Raw genomic sequence first — 17,344 nt, 5'->3', positions numbered from 1 at the left:
GGTCACTGGTGGGCCTCCCGGACTTCAAATCCGGTGATGGGCGCTAAAAACGTCCATGGTGGGTTCGATTCCCATGCACTTCCGCCACAAATTCAAAAAGAAGAAAGGTGAAATATGTTTGGATTGGGTATTCCAGAGCTTCTGATTATCCTTGTAATCGTCGTAATTATCTTCGGCGCCAGCAGGCTCCCGGAGATAGGGAACGGTGTCGGCAAGGGGATAAAAAACCTAAAGAAGGCCCTCAAGGGAGAAGACGAGATCGACGTATCCCCCAAGAAGAAAAGCGATTCTGAAAAAAAGGCCTGATCAAGACGGTGGCCAACAGATAAAACCTCAGGGGCTGTTTTTCGTGAAGTCTGATCGTCGGCCGCCCTTGACAATCGCCGCGCCCGGCTTCTTTTTAATATTCACAGCTCTCCCTTGCCCTTTCAGGCAATCGCCGCGCACGATTGTCTTTTGATATTCATTCTTCTCCTTCGCCATTTGCGGCTTCCTCTCCGGAGTCCTTTCTTACGTCTTTTCTTAATATCAGCTCCCTCGCCACATCCTTGACTACCTTATGGAGGGTCTGGTCTATCGATACATCCCTCAGGTCCTGCAGCTTGAGAAAGAGGAGGAGCCCCAGCGCAATCCCCACCGGGGTATACGGATTTTTCACCATCGAGCGCTTCACGTTGTAGGAGCTTATCCACCTGTCGTTCTTGTAGATGGTGGTGAGGACCCCCTCGCTGTTGGGGCGCCTCGATACCATCTTCAGGACATCCTGTTCGGTCAACCTTGGATTCTCCAGGAGGTTCGTCACGACCATCGGATTGGGGTCATAAAGAAGCCTGTCGAGCAGCGCCTTGGTCCTCGTTCTGGCCAGGCTCCTCTTTTCGCCCAGCGTAGCGTATTCGAGCTCACGACCCTCAACGAAGTCGTATTTGCTGAACGGCTTTCGTTTCGGCTCCGGGCAGATAAAGAGGTGGGCCGTGTTTTCGTAACCCCGCTGTCGGCAGTGGGCGTACATCTTCAAAAGCCTCTGGTTTTCCATTTCGTTCGGAATGGAGAAGATGTCCACGACGCTCAGGATAAAGATCGCCCTGGGTATGTCGCCGGGGCGGGCCTTGGAAAATATATCGTTTATTATCTCGACGATGAATTCGTCCGGCATACAGTAAAGCTTGTCCTTGAGCCTCAGACTTCTCATCCGCCTCTCCGAAAGGGCGGATGTGCTCATGACCAGATCGTCGGCAATTTGTCGGGATTTCATGTCCTTTATGTCGGACAGGAGCGCCAGGAGAGAGCGCCTCTCTTCTTTCAAACCCCGACCTTTTCCTTCTGCCCGCATTTAAAAACCTCTGGTCTTAACAAATGGGATTGAACAAATCCGAACGTCCCGTGAGATTTCGGCCTGTCCGTATATTATTACAAATATATACCCCCTTTGCAAGTCACCTTTCCCTTGACATGGAGTGCGCGGCGGAATATTATTAGATAGATTTAATCCATTTGCGATCAAAGAATATGACACTTATTTTGTTACTGATACTCCTTGTTTTCCTGCCCCCCATCTTTACCGGGATTTACTATGCCGTATCCTTCTTGAGGGCGCCCGAGGATAGGGAGGTAATGGCGAGGAGGCGGTGGGCCTTCCTCAAGAGGTCGAATGGGGTCTTCTTCCTGTCCCTAATCTTGGGACTGATAATTGTAATGACCTTTTTGCCGGAATCGATCTCTTCGGCTCTACGGATATTGCTGTCGATCCTCTTCATTGCCGTCGCCTTCCTCCTTCAGGCGTGGATTTTGGGCATCGCCGACAGAAAGATTCGGGGGATACCGTATTCGATGATGGGGTATATGAAGTTCCAGACCTTCTTCTTTGCGGCGAGGTTCTTGGCGCTGTTCGTCGTCCTGGTCTTCCTCTATTATCCCTTCTTCCAGGGGCCTTTATTTGAGGGGATTTTTTACGACAGGGGGGGAATAGGTGGGAGATTCTATATGGATATGGCCCTCCTGTTTGCGGCCGCTGCCCTCTTTGTGCTGACGGTGCTGTTTCAGGTGAGGCTTATGGGTAGGGTAACGGGGGTGTTGATACCCTTGAAAGAAGCGGGTGGGGAGGGCGGTATCTCCGGTTCGATTTTGAAGCTTGCCGAAAAGGCGGGTATCGCAAGGGAGAAGATCGATCTCTTTGTAATAGAGACCTTCGGGTATCCCTATTTCAACGCCTTTGCGGCCCCCTTGAAGTCGATCTACTTTACGAGGCCGCTGCTAAAGGAGCTTGAAGGAGAGGACATACTGGCGGTCTCGGCCCACGAGATAGGGCATCTGTTGAGTATCAAGAGGCGGACGGTGTCGGCCGTACTCCTCTATCTCGGATTCGCCCTTTTCCTCTGGCTCCTGACGCCTATATTCTCCGCATTCGCCACGGGCAACCTCTTGTTGTCCGCGGCCGTGATAGCCGTATTTCTGCTCTTTTTCCTCTTCATCGTCTTCTTTCGCAGGATGAGCCAGAGGTTCGAGACGGCGGCCGACGAGATCGCGGCGTCCTTGACGGGCGATCCGATGCTTTTAGTCAAGGCCCTGGAAAAGATATATGAGCTGAATATGATTCCGAGGAGGTTTGACAAACGCGGCTCCGAGGAGGAATCCCATCCGAGCCTGGAGAGGAGGGTGGCGACGCTCAAGGGGGAGAAGCTCGATAGGCCGAAGAGATCCGTCTTTCGCATTATTATCTGGTCGGTTTTCTTTGTCGTCCTCCTGATATTTTTGGCCAACATCTTCAAGAATGGGTTCGGATAGCGTTACCGTTGGGATAGGGCCCGCCCGTTTGTGCCGTATAAATAAATGGCATCCGCGGTTGGCAGATGAAAACTCCTCTGTCGGTGATTAAGGGAGAGTGGTTTTTATGCGATTGGCCGTTTATCAGGGAACGGTTTTGTGCTAACATCGTTTGTGATTTGGAGATATAATTTTTTGTATTCTTGAATTTCAGGAGTTTGTAAGATGCCGGAGACAAGAAACGACCTTTACCTGGAGATCGCCAGAGACATCATGGTGGCCTTTTCGGAAAAGATGGAGCTGTTCGGCCAGAGCCCCGAAAACTACGGCGAGGGCCTCGGGCAGACCTTTAATATCCTCGCAAAGGAGATAAAAAAGACGGCTCTCGACCTGAAGAAATTCAATCCGGAGTAATTGCCTAACATGATCGATTTTACGGAATAAGCCGCTGGATCTCCTCGGGTGTCGCCCCCGTGACCCTGATTCTCTTTATCTTGGATTTTTCGCCCGACTCGATCTTGACGGCCGTCTTGGGGAGGCCGAGGGATTTCGCGATAAGTTTCACCACGGCATTGTTCGCCTTTCCCTCTACGGGAGGTGCCGTGACCTCGACCTTCAACGCCGAATCGATCTCCCCCGTGATTCCCTCCCTGCGGCAGCCGGCCCTTACCTGGACGGTGAAGATGATGTCGTTGTTCTTTTTGACCGTGTTGATCATCTGTCCTTGTCAGAATATCAAGACCGGGTGAAAGGCGAGGTATTTGTAGAGGGCGAAGAGGGGATTTATCAGGACGATCTTCAGAAGCACCATAATGAGGATGACGACCAACGGCGACAGGTCTATCGTCCCTACTGATGGGATTATCCGTTTGACCGGCCTCAAAAACGGCTCGCTCAGGACGTAGATCGAGAAGACGATCGGGTTTCTCGGATCGGGGCTTATCCATGAGAGGATCGCCCTCACCACGACGATGAAGATTATGACGTTGATTATCATGTTGAGCATCATGGCGACGGCGTAGACGAATATCCCAAGGATGACGAGCCCCTCGACCCCTTGGGTTGTGCCGGATATATACAGGAGGGTCTGGACGATCATGATCTTGAGAAACAGGAGGATCAGGATCACTATGATGGGAGAGAGGTCTATCATCCCGCCTGCCGGGAAGAGGCGCCTTGCCGGGACGAGGACCGGGTCGGTTATGTCCCTAAGGAACTTGACGACCGGGTTGAACGGGTTCGGATTTACCCATGAGATGAGCGCCCTGATTATGATGATCCAGATGTAGACGATAATGACGATATTGATGATGTGGGCCGTCAGCCTGATGTAGTCGTTTAGGGTGATTAGGGTGAACATAGATCGCCACCTTTTTTTATTTTATTATATATCGCCGGTTGAAATTATCAAGTAAAAAGGGGATCGGTTTTGAATATCAAGTAGGCCTTAAATATCTGGCTTAAAAAAGCTATAACATGTTTGCAAAAAATCTTCTTTAAAGATATGATGTGGGGAATCTTTAAGACGTCGGGTGTTAAATGAGGGTGATAGTAGCACACACGGCCGGCTTCTGCATGGGGGTGAGGAGGGCAATGAACAAGGCCTTCGTGACCCTGGGGCACGAGAAAGGGCCCATTTACACGCACGGGCCTATAATCCACAACCCCCAGGTGGTGAAGCTCCTGGAGGAGAGGGGCGTGAAAAAGATCGAGGAGATCGGCGGTGACCTTGATGGCACCATAATCATCAGGGCACACGGGATTTCCCCCCAGGAGCGCGACGAGATAAGGTCGACCGACCTCGAAATCGTCGACGCCACCTGCCCCAAGGTGGCGAGGGTCCACGCCGCCGCGAAGAAGCACCATCAGTTGGGTTATCTCGTGGTCGTTGTCGGGGACGAGGATCATGCGGAGGTCAAGGGAATCCTCGGATATACGGGGGGGGAGGGGAGGGTGTTGAGCCGTGCGGAAGAGGCAAAACGGCTTCCCGATGCGGAAAAGGTTTTGGTTGTGGCCCAGACTACGTTCGACCGCGGGATGTTTTACGAGGTTTTGGACGCCATCAACGAGAGGTACCCGAAATCGGAGATAAAGGCGATTGACACGATCTGCGACTCCACGAGGCGGCGTCAGGACGAGGTGAAGGAGCTCGCCCAAAAGGTCGACGCGATGGTGATCGTCGGGGGAAAGACCAGCGGAAACACAAAGCGGCTCTTCGACGTATCGATCCAGTCGGGGATTCCCTCGTATCACGTGGAGGACGAGACGGAGCTTGACCCGGAAGAGCTTAAAAAATTCAAGACGATCGGCCTTACCGCCGGGGCGTCGACGCCGAACTGGGTCATCATGAAGGTCGCCGATTACCTCTCCGGCATCGGAAAGGAGGTACCCGAGGGGCGTTTGAGGATAAGGTGGCTGAGGCAAAAGCTGGTAAAGGGATTGAGGTTTATAGTCCTGACCAATATTTACGCCGCCGTGTCGGCGGGGGGGCTGGCGATTGCCGCGGCCTGCCTCCTGGGCGTCAACGACTTCTGGAAGATGCCGTTGATCTCCGGCCTGTTCATCTTCTCCATGTATATTCTTAACAGGACCCAGGACCCTGAGGCGATGAAGTTCAACGACCCCCAGAGGGAGATGTTCTACAGGAACAAAAGGGGCGTGCTGACGGCGGGGAGCGTTGCGGGCTCTATTATATCGATGATCCTGGCGCTGACGATTAGCCCGGCGGCGTTTCTCCTTTTAATCGCGGCGGCGCTTTTAGGTGTGGCCTACAGCGTCAAGGTTCTGCCCCCCTTTCTGATAAAATATTTGAGGTACAGGAGGCTCAAGGACATCCCCGCATCGAAGACCTTCTTCGTGGCGGGGGCCTGGGCGGGGGTCTCGGCCGCAATGCCCTATCTCTCGGCCACGGACAGGATCCGGTTCTCCTCGTTTCTCGTCGTTTTCGCCTTCTGTTTTTTCGTCGTCTTGACCAGGGCCGCCCTCTACGACATCAGGGACATCCAGGGAGACGCGGTTGTGGGGAGGGAAACGATTCCGATATTGATCGGGAAGAAGTGGACTCAGTTTCTAGTGCTGATGTTTATTGGGCTCGTTACCGCCCTGATGATCGTCTCGGCGGCAAACGGCCTTGTCACGTCTCTGGCCTATTTTCTATTGATCGTCCCTGCGTATTCCCTCTTTTCCTTGTATCTCTACCACAGGAGGGTGATATTTCAGGGGACGCTCTTCGAGCTGGTCACCGATTTCGAATTTATCATGGCCGGGTTCGTCTCCGTTTTGTGGTTCTGGATAAACGGGGGATCGGCCGTGTAGTTCATTTTTAGGCCGGGCCTGAAGGCTGTAATATTGAGGTCAAAAAAGTGAGGTTAAAAAGGCGAGGTCAAAAAGGCGAGGTCAAAAAAGCTAAGGTTAAGGGTTGATATAGAAATCTATTGCAGTATCTTGGAGGAAACATGGACGTAATCGATGCTATCATGGAGAGAAGAAGCGTAAGGAGGTTCAAGCCGGATCGGATCCCCGAGGGGGATATCGACAAGATAGTGGAGGCTGTCAGGATGGCGCCCTCCTGGGCCAACACCCAGTGCTGGGAGCTGATCCTCGTCTATGACGAGGGGACAAGAAAGAGGCTCTCGGAGGAGATATTCCCGGGGGGAAATCCCGCCCAGAAGGGACTTGTCGAGGCGCCTGTGGTCTTGGTGGCGCTGGGGAAGGAAAAAGTCGCCGGCGCCTACAAGGGCGAGTTCATCACCGACAAGGGGGACTGGTTCATGTACGACGTTGGTGTGGCCATGCAGAACGTCTGCCTCACAGCGAAGGGGTTGGGGCTGGGGACTGTTCATGTGGGGGCCTTTGACGCAAAAAAGACGGAGGAGATCCTTGGGGTGCCGGAGGGGGTCCGGGTGGTGGCGCTGACGCCGCTCGGCTATCCCGCAAAGGAGGGGGGCGCCCCGCCGAGAAAGGAGACAGGGGAGTTTGTTTTCAAGGACGGCTACGGAAAGAAGTGATGGGAAGGGCGAACCTTGACACCGGGTTTTATGTTGAAAGCCCCCGGTGTTCCGGGGGCTTTTATATTATTGCGTAATGCAGATTTCTCAGCTAAACTATCTCGGCTGAAATTCAGGTGTGTTTTTTAAGAAAAAGAGTTCAGGTATGACAAAAATTTATTAGGAGAGGAGCGGTGAAAAGAACGACCATTTTCATTTTTATGGCGCTCTTCCTCATGTTTCATTCAAGCGGGTTTCCCGCCGAAAACAGGGTGTGCGATTTCATCAAGAAAAGCCTTAATCAGTTCGGCGATACGAAAAACTCGGTGATAGGGAAGATGGGCAAGCCGAGCGAGCTTAAGATTGAGGAATTGGAAAGCATGTGGTACCCGGGGGAGAAAGACCGTGTGTACAGTCTCAAGTATCCCGGCCTCCTGATAGAGACGCTGTATCTGTTTCAGAAGGAGAACTCCACGGAGTACCCCCTTACGGTCGAGGTTACATCGGATATGTACGTCCTCCACAACGGCCTGAAGGTGGGAAGCTCAAAGGCGAATGTATTGTCGGCGCTGGGCGATCCCGGGGAAAAGGCGGAGGAGGAGAAATACTGGCTCTATTCGTGCGAGGTTGAGAACGTGTATTTCTACTTTGAGGGGGACAAGGTGACCAAGATTTCCTGTCAGGGTTATTTTCCTTAATCTTAAAAATGCGATGCGATAAAGTGCAGAGGCCATAAAGATGAAAGTGAAAAAATTATTTCTCGTGCTCATGTTGTCATTTTTATCCCTCACGGTTTACGCCGCGGAAGGCGAGATAAAGGAGAGCCTGGATATATCGACAAAGGAGTCGGTAAAGAAGTCGATAACGGAGCCGCTCCCGCCCGCAGCACAGATCGAAGTGGATTTCGTCCAGCAGCTCCCCGACTACTGCGGCGAGGCCTGCTTCGTTATGGCCGCGAAGAGATTGGGGATGGACATAACCCAACAAGACGTCCACGAGGCGTCCGGCCTGAAGAGAAAGAGGGGCTGTTATACCGACGATCTCGTTCGCGCGGGATTGAAGTTGGGAGTTGATGCGGACGGCTACTGGATAGAGGATTTCAAGACATCGGAGGAGAGGGAGTACTATCTAAGCGTCCTAAAATATTTCATCTCCCTTAGCTATCCTGTGATTATTTCGTGGAACGAAGACCCTAACGATCACGACTACAGCTCGTTCGAGCACTTTGTCCTGGCGGTCGGGTACGATGACGAGAAAGAAGAGATGACGATAATGGACCCGCTCCTGGGGCCGGCGGAGGGAAGGAGAATCGCCTACGCCGATTTCCTCGACCGGTGGCAGTGGAGAAAATGGGGCGGCGCCTACGGCCTTGTCATGTACGTCATAAAGGGGCGGGTTGAGTGAGGGCCGGCGATGAAGTTAGCCTGATGTTTAAAGCCCACGGGATTGGGGGGGGCTTTGCTGTAAAGATTTGAATATCTTGCTGCTGTTATCCAGTTTTGAAATGTGAGAATGATAGTAAATGAATATTGAGGAACAAATATATCAGAATCGTTTTGGAAGGCTCTTTTTGTGAAGCTTGATCGCTGTCAAAAACAGCAGGACGCTGAATCCAATCAGGGCAAAAAGATCGAATTGAGGAGAAAAGTAGTTGGAACCATTTACCGAGTATCTCGCCAGGTCCGTGTAATAGGTGAGCGGCGAGATGAAGGAAATCACTTTCCACTTCCCCATGCTTTCGATTGATACAAATACACCGCTGATAAATATTATCGGAAACTTGATCAGTGTTGAAAGCATCATGATATTTGATGGCACATCGGTGGGCGGCGCGGACATGACCAGGGCAAGAGATGAAAAACAAAACGATGCGATGATCGTACCGATAATGACATAGATGCCGATTATCTGTACCCCCAAAAGGGCTATGCCCGCCGCAAAAATGAAGATAGTAATTATCAAGCCAAACAGAAAAGAGGCGACAATATCGCCGAGAATGACTGCCCAGAGCGCAATGGGCGCTGATATGAGCCGCTCGAACGTACGCATCCTTGTTTCCCACGGCGCAATGATAGGCCCGATTGACGAGGCGGTTACAAAGAGGGCCACCCCCCAGAGGCTGGGAACCAAAAACATCAGGGGAAACTTCTTTCCGAAACAAAATGCGACAAATAGAAATGAGGGCATCAAAATACCGGATATCAGTACCGGACCCTTCAGGTAAAAGACGGCAAGATCCTTTTTCGTTATCGCCCATGACCTTTTCAATTGTTCGATGAGCCTCATTTCTTCTTCCCCTCCGTCAATTTCACGTAAACATCTTCGAGATTGGGTGCCAGAGTATTTAAAGATACTATCTTGTTGCCCGATGACTCGGCATATTTAACAAGGCAGGGAATAAGGTCCTCCGGTTTTTCCGTATACAGCCGAATCTTATCTCCAACCTTTTTGACCTCAATCACATTATCAAATGCCAGGTCTTTCAATTCGACCGTTTTAAGGAAAGAAAATTCAACAGAGGCGGTACTCTGAATCGTCCGTCTCAATACTTCGGGACGGTCTATTGCAACAATCTTTCCATGATTCATGATAGCGACTCTATCACAGAGCTGATTCGCTTCCTCGATGTTGTGGGTTGTCAGCACGATGGTAATCCCATCGTCATTAATCTTTTGTATCAGTTTTCGTATGAGCCTGACACTCTCTACATCCAGCCCGGACGTAGGCTCATCGAGAAACAGGATACTGGGGTCATTCATAAGCCCCATGGCTACCACGACCCTCTGTTTCATCCCCTTGGAGAAGGTCTTTACCTTCTGGTTTCTCTTTTCGTAGAGGCCGAACAGGTTCAATAAGGAGTTCGCCTTTTCTTTGCTCTCCTTTTTGGGGATCCCGTATAATTCCCCCATAAGCAATAGATTTTTCATCGCGGAAATATCTACATACGCATCGGCAAACTCTGGGACGATCCCCATCAGCTGTTTTGCCTCGAGGGGATTTTCCTGAATATCGTATCCACATACGGATGCGGTTCCGTCGTCCGGCTGAAGCACACCGGTAAGCATACGTATAGTCGTTGTTTTTCCTGCACCATTGGGGCCCAATAGTCCAAAAAATTCTCCATCTTCTACGATGAGGGATATAGAGTCTACGGCCGTAAAACCGTCAAATCTTTTTGTTAGATTTTTTACCCTAATTGCAGACATTTCTTTTTATAAGCCGGACATTTTGTTTTTTAAACCAAGCATAGAATCGCTCTGGGTTTTTAAAATGAGGTAGCGTCCCGCTTCTTTGAATATATCCATTTTTTGCAGAAATTCCACCCCACTTTTCTAAAATGTCTTCTTTTACTCTATATGCATTTTCTCTCCACTCACCTATTGGGATACATCTTTCAAGCCTTCCTGAAACACCCTTCTTGGCTTTTACGATAATATCTCCAGCCTTTATTATTGTACGTCTTGTGTGCGCATTCTCGTGCCAATGATCTTTTATGACTGATTCAGCTTCCATTTTTTTATCAATTATATAAATCCCAATAATGGCGTATACTAGCTCTCTATGACTGCTGTCTATTGAGCGTAAACCAGCATAGAAAACTAAAAAATCACCAGGATTCATTTTATAGATACGAGCACCCTTTTTCCCCTGATCTCCATACGTGAGGTTTTCGAAATCGGGATCGAGATGCATTGATTGATCGTATAATCTATCTGGAAAACCAAACACACAGCCGCAATCTTGATAGAACTTCTTGACTTCTGGTATCAATTCATCATATTTCCTTTCCAATCCCTCTTTAAATATTGCATTTTCTCCCTCAAGAATCGGAATGTAGAGGAACCTCCCCGTCTCGGTATCCACCGGAGCATTCCATTTTCCGGACTTGGATGTGCCGTCAATCCCGACACGAACAAGTAGTCCTTCCTTCATTCAATAATCCAATATTCCTATTTTACTTTTTCCGAAAGCTCATATAGTTCTTGAGCATGATTCTTTCAATCATTCCCCCAACTGTAAAACACCTTAAGCTTATTTCCATGTGATTTTGGTAACGCGCCATCGTGTTGTAAACGTCCTACAACAATACCCGGAGCTATATTTATTTCGTTAGCAAAATGAATAATTGGCTCCAGCTTATAACCGTTCAACTGTCTAATTAAGTCTTTTAATCGCTCTGGCGGTATTAATTTGTCCATAGCAAAAATATCGGCCTCTCTTTCTTTATCCGTTGTGAGTTTCCCGTCCTCAATAAAAACTTCCTTACGGCCATGTTTAAGAATATGTCCGGCTTCATGAAAAAAAGTGAACCATAAATGGTCATTGCTCCTGTAACGCAGACTTAGTTGAATAACCGCCTTATCTCCCATCCATCGAGTAGCACCGTATACTCCGGTTTTTGGGAGTTCTGGAACGAAGACGACCGCTACTCCTGCCGCAGCACAAAGTTCTTTAAGCCTGGGCTGAAATAAATCTGGGGCTTCCCGAGTTAAGTTGCGAATTTTATCAAGGGCTTCTTGAAACTTTACTCTGTTAAAAGGTGCGCAGGATATCCTTTGGGCGTCTAACTCTCCCTTACGTAACCATGCAGATATAGATTCGATTTGAGGTTGAGACTTCCGGGTTTGTCGATAGGTTACATCATATTCATTCCATAGCGTCTCCCATTGTTTTGGAGATGCTACCCCAAAGAAACGTAATGCTTCCTCAAGCTGGGACACCTTATTGTCTGCTTTCTTGATCCAGCCCAGTTTTATCATAGCGTTCACAGGAATTCGTTTTAGCCAATTAATGTCGTTCTGTAATCTATCTCTATCCATTAATCTCGTGCGATCTTCCTGATATTGGCGTTCTAAATTATTCCAGAAGTGGGCCGGACGTTCCAGTACTCTCTCCAATTTAAGTGCCGTTTCCGGAGTAATAGGTGATTTACCCTGAATGATCTCGTTGATTGTTTTCTTAGATAATCCTGTTCTAGTAGCCAGCTCTAATTGGGACATACATAGGTTGTCAAGATATTCTTCGAGTATTTCCCCGGGTTTTACTAAATAGTCGGGTATATATTGATTTAGCTCTTTATTAGTCATGCGTGTCCTCAATTCCAATAATAGTAATTGCAGTGACTTTTAGCCAATCCAATTCGTTATTCTGTAGTCTTGGTATTGGATCATGGTTAGGTACAAAAATCAAACGATATGGATGGTCAAGGTCCACTGATATTTGCCCTTTCCTTTTCCCTCCAGGCAACTCATGACAGCGAGCTGGCCCGCTGTTAGGTGGCCAAAAATCTTTCAAGTTCTGCGCAGCCCTTAGCTCGGCCATTCGAAGTTTTATCTTATCGGCCCGTAATTTTCCATGTATCTTTTGAAGCTGTCTTCCTTCATTGAAATCTTTTTGAAGCTTCCTATTCTTAAAAGATATATCCATTTTATTGTATTGTCAAGAAATAATTAACCTAATGGGTTAATAATAATAGGCATAACTGCTCTTGTCATTTTAGCATAACTTCTTGCCATGCTATATCAAATAAATTCTAACAAATCAACGAACAAATGCTGATCTAATATAAATATGTTATCTAAAAATATGAGATTTTCATATATGAGTTGCCGCCAGGAAATGGCATTAGAACACAAAATAATGTATTTGTTTAAAATATAAAGATGATAGCAAAATCGCAAATCTTATCATCAATTATATTATGAGTTATGAAATTTTATTAAAAAGATCATGCTAAAAATAGTGGTGAGAAAGCAAACCATAAGGAAGGATATTTTCCCCCTTAATCGCCTCTACGGGTACTCGCCCCCCTCCACGCCGAAGTGCTTCAGCGCCTCCGCGTGCCCCATGTCGTCGATGACCTTCATAAGCAGCTCGAACCTCTCCTTGCCGAAGAGCTTGACGAAGGATTCGAGAATGTGGGGAAGCGGCAAGTCGGGCCAGTTGCCCACGTCCTTCAAGTACTCTATGCTGATATTCCCCTTTCTGTCCAGGCGGTGAAAAGTCCCGTCCGACGTGCCGTCGAACTCAACCGGCGCCAGCCCCAGCTTGTCGCACATCTCTATGTTGAAGGCCGGGGTGGCCTTGAGCCACCTGCCTTCGATGAAGAGTTCCGTGAAGCCGTGGCTGTAGATGGTATCGGTCCCTTGTATCTCCAGCATCTTCTTCGGGAGCTGGTGGTTTCTGATGTCGGCGAACCCGAGCCTCGTGGGGATGTTGACGGCCCTTCCCAACGCCGCCAGGAGCACCGCCTTCTGGATGCAGTAGCCGTCGCCCCTCTTTAGAACCGTGCTCGCGACGTAAAACTCCTCCTTGTGGAACGGCGAGTAGGGATTGTAGCGGATCTTGTCCCTGACGAAGTAGAATATCTTCTCGGCCCGCTCGGGGTCGGTATTCAGTCCCTTGGTCAGCGAGAGGGCCACCCCCCTGACATCGGGGTGATCGCTGTCTATCACTTTGGTCGGCTTTAGGTATATTTCCATGTCTTTCATGTCTTTGGTATCTTTCATTTTGTTCGGAAAGGTCATATTGCGAAGTGAACACCCCATGATCCCGATTCGTCAAAGGTATTATGGGCGTATGTATACATCTACAACAGGTCGGACTTATGTGTCAAGGCAAATAGTCGACCCAATACAATATTGCTTGATTTTGCGGACAAATTTTCTTATTATATTAACGGGAGACAAAAACCAAGGAGTGATGAATTCATGCCCGCCAATCTTACACCCGAATACCTTAAGGCGGAGGAGAGCTACAAGGCCGCAAAGGACCCCGAGGAGAAGCTCAGGTATCTGGAGATGATGCTCTCCACGATCCCGAAGCACAAGGGGACCGACAAGATGCAGGCGGATATCAAGCGCCGCATCTCGAAGACTAAAGACCTCCTCGAGAAGAAGTCGGGGGTGAAGCGCTACAATCCCTATAAGGTGGAGCGGGAGGGGGCCGGCCAGATCGCCGTCGTGGGGGCGCCCAACTCCGGCAAGTCCGCCGTGGTGGGAAGGCTCACCAACGCCAAGTGCCAGGTGGCGGACTACCCCTTTACGACGACAAAGCCGATACCGGGGATGATGGCCTACGAAAACGTGCAGGTGCAGCTGGTCGATCTCCCACCCGTTTCGGTCGAATACACCGAGCCGATCATGGTGGGGATGATAAGAAACACCGACGGGATCGTTCTCGTCTTCGATCTGTCGTCGGATGATCCCTTGAGGGATATCGAGGAAGTCAGGGAGATACTTTTCGACCATAAGTTGGAGATAAAAGGAGATCCGAAAACAAAGTTCACGCCTGACGGCATAGCCCACCTGAAGGCGATTTTTGTGGGAAACAAGCTCGACGTCGAGGGGGCGGCCGAAAAACTCAGCCTTGTGAGGGAGCTGTACGGAGGGGAGTTTCCCGTCCTCGGTGTTTCGGCAAACAACGGGGCCGGTCTGGAGGATATAAGGGGCAAGGTCTTCCAGATGCTCGATATCATCAGGGTCTATACGAAGTCCCCCGGCAAGAAGCCCGATTTTTCCGATCCCGTTACCCTCAAAAAGGGGGCCACCGTCATTGACTTCGCATCCCACATACACAAGGACTTCGCCAAAGAGCTGAAATTTGCGCGGATCTGGTCAAAAAGCGCGAATAAGTACGAGGGCCAGAAGGTAAACAGGGACGAATCATTAACTGACGGGGACGTCATCGAGCTCCATATTTAGCGGCTCCCGGGATGGTGAAGATGGTGGGTAATCACGCTGCTTGTCGAGGGTTTTAATTAATGAACGAGGTATTTAATATGCCCGGGGGCAATGTCGAGGACGAAGGGTCGTCCCCGGATACTTGGGGTGGTAGACGTTCGCTGTTTGATGCAGGTTAGAAAAAATTACGAGCTTATGGCGGGATTATCTCGTATACTTGAGGGGATGAAGGCGTTCGCCGCGGCAGGTCTGTATCCGAAGGCGGGTCGCCACGACAACGGGGATTGCCGCATATCTTAAATCTTAAGGTTGTATTATAATAAAGATAAGGTCGATGGGCGGGGAGGTGGGGGGATCGGCGTGGAGGGAGGTCGGCATATCCCCGCCGGTATCAGCGGTCGGTATGGCCGGTATTTTCGGGAGGCCGGCCATGATAAGTGCGCGAAGTTTTGATAGAGGGCGGATCTTGGAGATTTTTTAAATTAGTGGAACTTATAGGAGCATAAAATGAAAGGGAGCGGATGGCGTTTTATAATAGCGATGGCGGTCATCGGACTGGCCGTCTACTACTTCGTCATAAAGGAAGAAACAACGGTAGAGAAGCCCGTCGATGACACTACGATCTGGGCCGATAAGGTCGACGCCGTCGCCAAGATGAAGCTTGATATGGGGGCCATTGCGCAGGCGGAGTTCAACGCCAAGATGTTGGACGGGAAGTTCATCGAGTGCGCCCCGAATCCTCCGGAGATCCCCGATTATATAACAGACTGGAAGGCGGGCGTGGCGGAGGGCTGGAATGAGCTGGGAGTCACCTTCGGAAGTAAGACGTGGTTTCAGTACGAGGTGGAGGTTACGGGAGAGAAGAGCTTTATCATATACGCCAGGACCTATGCGGAGGGGCCCCTCCTAGAGTACACGATGGACGAAAACAAGACCCTCAGAAAATCGAAATAGTCGTCTATGTCCCTGGGGCTATATCTGAAGCCGAGTCGTTTTTGACGTTGAGGATTGTTGGGTGTCTTACGGCGGTCGATATTAAATTACGACATTGATTTGAGATACTAATTTGACATATCGGCCTGAACCTTTTGTCAAGTTTTTGGAGCAAGCCCGTGACGAAGATTGAAAAAGAGGCGATCCTGATGATCGCCGACATAAGCGGCTACACGAAGTTTATGGTGTCAAACCAGATGGACCTTGTCCACGCCCAGGTCATCATAAACGAGCTTATAACGACTATCATAAAACAGGTCAAGATTCCCCTCGAGATCTCGAAGTTGGAGGGGGACGCGGTTTTCTTCTTCGCCGAGAAGACGGACGAGCCGGGGAGATGGGAGATCATAAAGCGGGAGATAGGCCAGAGGCTCATAAAGTTTTTCGAGGTTTTCACGGATAAGGTCAACGAGCTCTCCGAGTCCAACACCTGCAGGTGCAGCGCGTGCACCAACGTCGATAAGCTGAATCTCAAGATCATCGTTCACTCGGGCACCGCCCTCTCTTACAGGATAGACAAGTTCTCCGAGCTTTCCGGTGTGGACGTCATCATAGCCCACAAGCTGTTGAAGAACAGCGTCAGGTCGGACCGTTACATCCTAATCACGGAAAAGGCCTTTAATCTGATCAAGTTTCCTAAAAACGTAAGATTTGAGAAGAGCAAGGAGAATTACGAAGAGATAGGGGGTGTCGGCACCTATATATATTTCCCCGGGGGTGACGATAATCTTGACCACGGCTACGCGGCCTACTCCTACAAGGTCAAGAACATGGCCATAAAGATGATGCTCCCTCTCTTGATAAGGTTCGGGATCAAAAAACTTAAGAGATTCAACAATATCCCGGAATTGTCCCCCTGATCGCTTTGACTGAGCTTTTTCGGGATTTTCCTGTGGCGCAGGGAAAAGAAGCAGTTTCTAAACAGGATGCGCTATTATGGCGTCATGCAGATTTAGCCTTTGCCGTCTCCATCTCCTTTATCTGCTCCTGTATCTCGGAGTATCGTTTTTCTGTTATCGGATAAAAATAAAGTACCAATGCGGCCAATATGAATACAGCAGCCGAGATCGGACCCAGCAGCAGCCTGATGCCTAATTCCGCGCTGGGGGTCTGCGGCAGGGCGCCCTTGACGTAACCCATAAGCTGAAGGATCCAGCCCATTGAGAGAGCAGCAAGCGCCTGGCCGAGCTTGAATCCCCATGTCCAGATGCCAAAGAACGAGCCTTCCCTCCGTTCGCCTGTCTGGAGATAGCCGTATTCGATTGCGTCGGCCACTATCGTGAACGGCGGTACATACAGAAAGCCGAGCCCCGATCCCATTATGAGCATCATGATCATCGTGAAGTTGACCGGTTTCTTGTCACCGAACATGAACAGCGCCACCAGTCCAGCCGAGAAGATGACGAAACCCGCCCCATAGACGAGCTTCTTGCCGAACTTCTTGCTCAACAGAACGCTGACCGGAATGAACAGTAAGGCGGTTCCGATCAGTATCAGCATCGCCTTCGTTATCTCGTCTTTCGGGTTCATCACGTTTCTTGCGGCCAGGACGTAGTCGAAGTAATAGGCGGCCACCTGGCTCACGATCGTAAGAGCGATTATGTGGAGAATGTAGGTGGAGAGTATGAGAAGATAGGGCCCGTTCTTGAAGACCTCGATATATGTCTTGAAAAAGCCCATGGACCTGGCCGGCTTCAGCTCTGCCGGCTCTTTTGTGGTAAACACTGTGATAAAGGCGGTCACCATCATTAACCCTCCGAAGACGGCTCCGAGGAGGATGAAGCCCATGTCCTTGTCCTTCATGAGGCCGATTATCGGCCAGGCTGCGCCTGCACCCGCCAGGGTGCCGATCGCGGCGAATCCGAACCGGTATCCCGTCAGCGACGTCCTTTCATGATAGTCGTCGGTGAGCTCCGGCGTCAT

The 17,344-nt window shown here is 49.8% G+C and carries 21 protein-coding genes; 11 read left to right on the top strand and 10 right to left on the bottom strand.

What is annotated here, in order from left to right; genetic code table 11:
• Nucleotides 1–114 precede the first annotated feature (114 nt).
• A complete protein-coding gene (gene tatA / locus JW984_13930; GenBank protein MBN1574293.1) occupies nt 115–306 on the top strand; it encodes a twin-arginine translocase TatA/TatE family subunit in 192 nt (63 codons plus the stop codon).
• A gap of 27 nt (nt 307–333) precedes the next feature.
• Here tatA and JW984_13925 read toward each other — a convergent pair whose 3' ends face one another.
• Nucleotides 334–483 carry a hypothetical protein gene (locus JW984_13925; GenBank protein ID MBN1574292.1) on the bottom strand — a complete coding sequence of 50 codons (150 nt, stop codon included), beginning with the start codon at nt 481–483 and terminating at the stop codon, nt 334–336.
• Nucleotides 464–1,303, bottom strand: a complete 840-nt coding sequence (locus JW984_13920) for a hypothetical protein (GenBank protein MBN1574291.1) — start codon at nt 1,301–1,303, stop codon at nt 464–466. The genes JW984_13925 and JW984_13920 overlap by 20 nt, the downstream gene beginning before the upstream one ends.
• Nucleotides 1,304–1,506: 203 nt before the next feature.
• Here JW984_13920 and JW984_13915 point away from each other — a divergent pair, with 203 nt between their 5' ends.
• Both JW984_13915 and JW984_13910 read left to right on the top strand, forming a co-directional pair.
• Nucleotides 1,507–2,781, top strand: a complete 1,275-nt coding sequence (locus tag JW984_13915; protein ID MBN1574290.1) for a M48 family metalloprotease — start codon at nt 1,507–1,509, stop codon at nt 2,779–2,781.
• A 204-nt stretch (nt 2,782–2,985) separates the two neighbouring features.
• Nucleotides 2,986–3,174: a hypothetical protein gene (locus JW984_13910; protein ID MBN1574289.1), complete on the top strand. Its 189-nt coding sequence runs from the start codon at nt 2,986–2,988 to the stop codon at nt 3,172–3,174.
• A 19-nt stretch (nt 3,175–3,193) separates the two neighbouring features.
• On the opposite strand, the gene JW984_13905 is transcribed toward JW984_13910, so the two are convergent.
• Together JW984_13905 and JW984_13900 are read right to left on the bottom strand one after the other, a co-directional pair.
• The gene (locus tag JW984_13905) at nt 3,194–3,478 is read right to left on the bottom strand and encodes a DUF167 domain-containing protein (protein ID MBN1574288.1); all 285 of its coding nucleotides are present in this window, start codon (nt 3,476–3,478) and stop codon (nt 3,194–3,196) included.
• Between the two features lie 9 nt (nt 3,479–3,487).
• Nucleotides 3,488–4,120: a YggT family protein gene (locus JW984_13900; GenBank protein ID MBN1574287.1), complete on the bottom strand. Its 633-nt coding sequence runs from the start codon at nt 4,118–4,120 to the stop codon at nt 3,488–3,490.
• A 179-nt stretch (nt 4,121–4,299) separates the two neighbouring features.
• Here JW984_13900 and ispH point away from each other — a divergent pair, with 179 nt between their 5' ends.
• The 4 genes from ispH to JW984_13880 all read left to right on the top strand — a co-directional run bounded on the left by ispH (nt 4,300) and on the right by JW984_13880 (nt 8,150).
• Nucleotides 4,300–6,075: a 4-hydroxy-3-methylbut-2-enyl diphosphate reductase gene (gene ispH, locus JW984_13895; GenBank protein MBN1574286.1), complete on the top strand. Its 1,776-nt coding sequence runs from the start codon at nt 4,300–4,302 to the stop codon at nt 6,073–6,075.
• 140 nt (nt 6,076–6,215) lie between these two features.
• Entirely contained in the window at nt 6,216–6,767 is a 552-nt protein-coding gene (locus JW984_13890) for a nitroreductase family protein (protein MBN1574285.1), read from the top strand.
• A gap of 173 nt (nt 6,768–6,940) precedes the next feature.
• Complete coding sequence (locus JW984_13885) at nt 6,941–7,444, top strand: hypothetical protein (protein MBN1574284.1); 504 nt, start codon at nt 6,941–6,943, stop codon at nt 7,442–7,444.
• 40 nt (nt 7,445–7,484) lie between these two features.
• On the top strand, nt 7,485–8,150 hold the full coding sequence (locus JW984_13880; GenBank protein MBN1574283.1) for a C39 family peptidase: 666 nt from the start codon (nt 7,485–7,487) through the stop codon (nt 8,148–8,150).
• A 141-nt stretch (nt 8,151–8,291) separates the two neighbouring features.
• Here JW984_13880 and JW984_13875 read toward each other — a convergent pair whose 3' ends face one another.
• From JW984_13875 to JW984_13855, 5 genes are all read right to left on the bottom strand, one after another.
• Entirely contained in the window at nt 8,292–9,032 is a 741-nt protein-coding gene (locus tag JW984_13875) for an ABC transporter permease (GenBank protein MBN1574282.1), read from the bottom strand.
• Nucleotides 9,029–9,952, bottom strand: coding sequence for an ATP-binding cassette domain-containing protein (locus JW984_13870; protein MBN1574281.1), 924 nt, complete (start codon nt 9,950–9,952; stop codon nt 9,029–9,031). Before JW984_13870 ends, JW984_13875 begins: the two co-directional genes overlap by 4 nt.
• Entirely contained in the window at nt 9,939–10,679 is a 741-nt protein-coding gene (locus tag JW984_13865) for a hypothetical protein (GenBank protein ID MBN1574280.1), read from the bottom strand. The genes JW984_13870 and JW984_13865 overlap by 14 nt, the downstream gene beginning before the upstream one ends.
• A gap of 65 nt (nt 10,680–10,744) precedes the next feature.
• Complete coding sequence (locus JW984_13860; GenBank protein ID MBN1574279.1) at nt 10,745–11,833, bottom strand: HigA family addiction module antidote protein; 1,089 nt, start codon at nt 11,831–11,833, stop codon at nt 10,745–10,747.
• A gap of 705 nt (nt 11,834–12,538) precedes the next feature.
• The gene (locus JW984_13855; GenBank protein ID MBN1574278.1) at nt 12,539–13,255 is read right to left on the bottom strand and encodes a transglutaminase domain-containing protein; all 717 of its coding nucleotides are present in this window, start codon (nt 13,253–13,255) and stop codon (nt 12,539–12,541) included.
• A gap of 201 nt (nt 13,256–13,456) precedes the next feature.
• Between JW984_13855 and JW984_13850 the strand changes: the two genes are divergently transcribed.
• The 4 genes from JW984_13850 to JW984_13835 all read left to right on the top strand — a co-directional run bounded on the left by JW984_13850 (nt 13,457) and on the right by JW984_13835 (nt 16,281).
• Entirely contained in the window at nt 13,457–14,449 is a 993-nt protein-coding gene (locus JW984_13850; protein MBN1574277.1) for a TGS domain-containing protein, read from the top strand.
• Nucleotides 14,450–14,539: 90 nt separating this feature from the next.
• The gene (locus JW984_13845) at nt 14,540–14,728 is read left to right on the top strand and encodes a hypothetical protein (GenBank protein MBN1574276.1); all 189 of its coding nucleotides are present in this window, start codon (nt 14,540–14,542) and stop codon (nt 14,726–14,728) included.
• A 207-nt stretch (nt 14,729–14,935) separates the two neighbouring features.
• Nucleotides 14,936–15,382: a hypothetical protein gene (locus JW984_13840; GenBank protein ID MBN1574275.1), complete on the top strand. Its 447-nt coding sequence runs from the start codon at nt 14,936–14,938 to the stop codon at nt 15,380–15,382.
• 158 nt (nt 15,383–15,540) lie between these two features.
• Complete coding sequence (locus JW984_13835) at nt 15,541–16,281, top strand: DUF2652 domain-containing protein (GenBank protein ID MBN1574274.1); 741 nt, start codon at nt 15,541–15,543, stop codon at nt 16,279–16,281.
• 82 nt (nt 16,282–16,363) lie between these two features.
• Here the strand turns inward: JW984_13835 and JW984_13830 are convergent.
• Nucleotides 16,364–17,344 (bottom strand): MFS transporter (locus JW984_13830; protein MBN1574273.1); only part of this gene is annotated, 981 nt, incomplete at its 5' end.

Source organism: Candidatus Zymogenus saltonus, assembly GCA_016929395.1.
Taxonomy (GTDB): domain Bacteria; phylum Desulfobacterota; class Zymogenia; order Zymogenales; family Zymogenaceae; genus Zymogenus; species Zymogenus saltonus.
The sequence above is the reverse complement of the archived record's forward strand: the minus strand, read 5'-3'. Positions and strand labels throughout refer to the sequence as shown.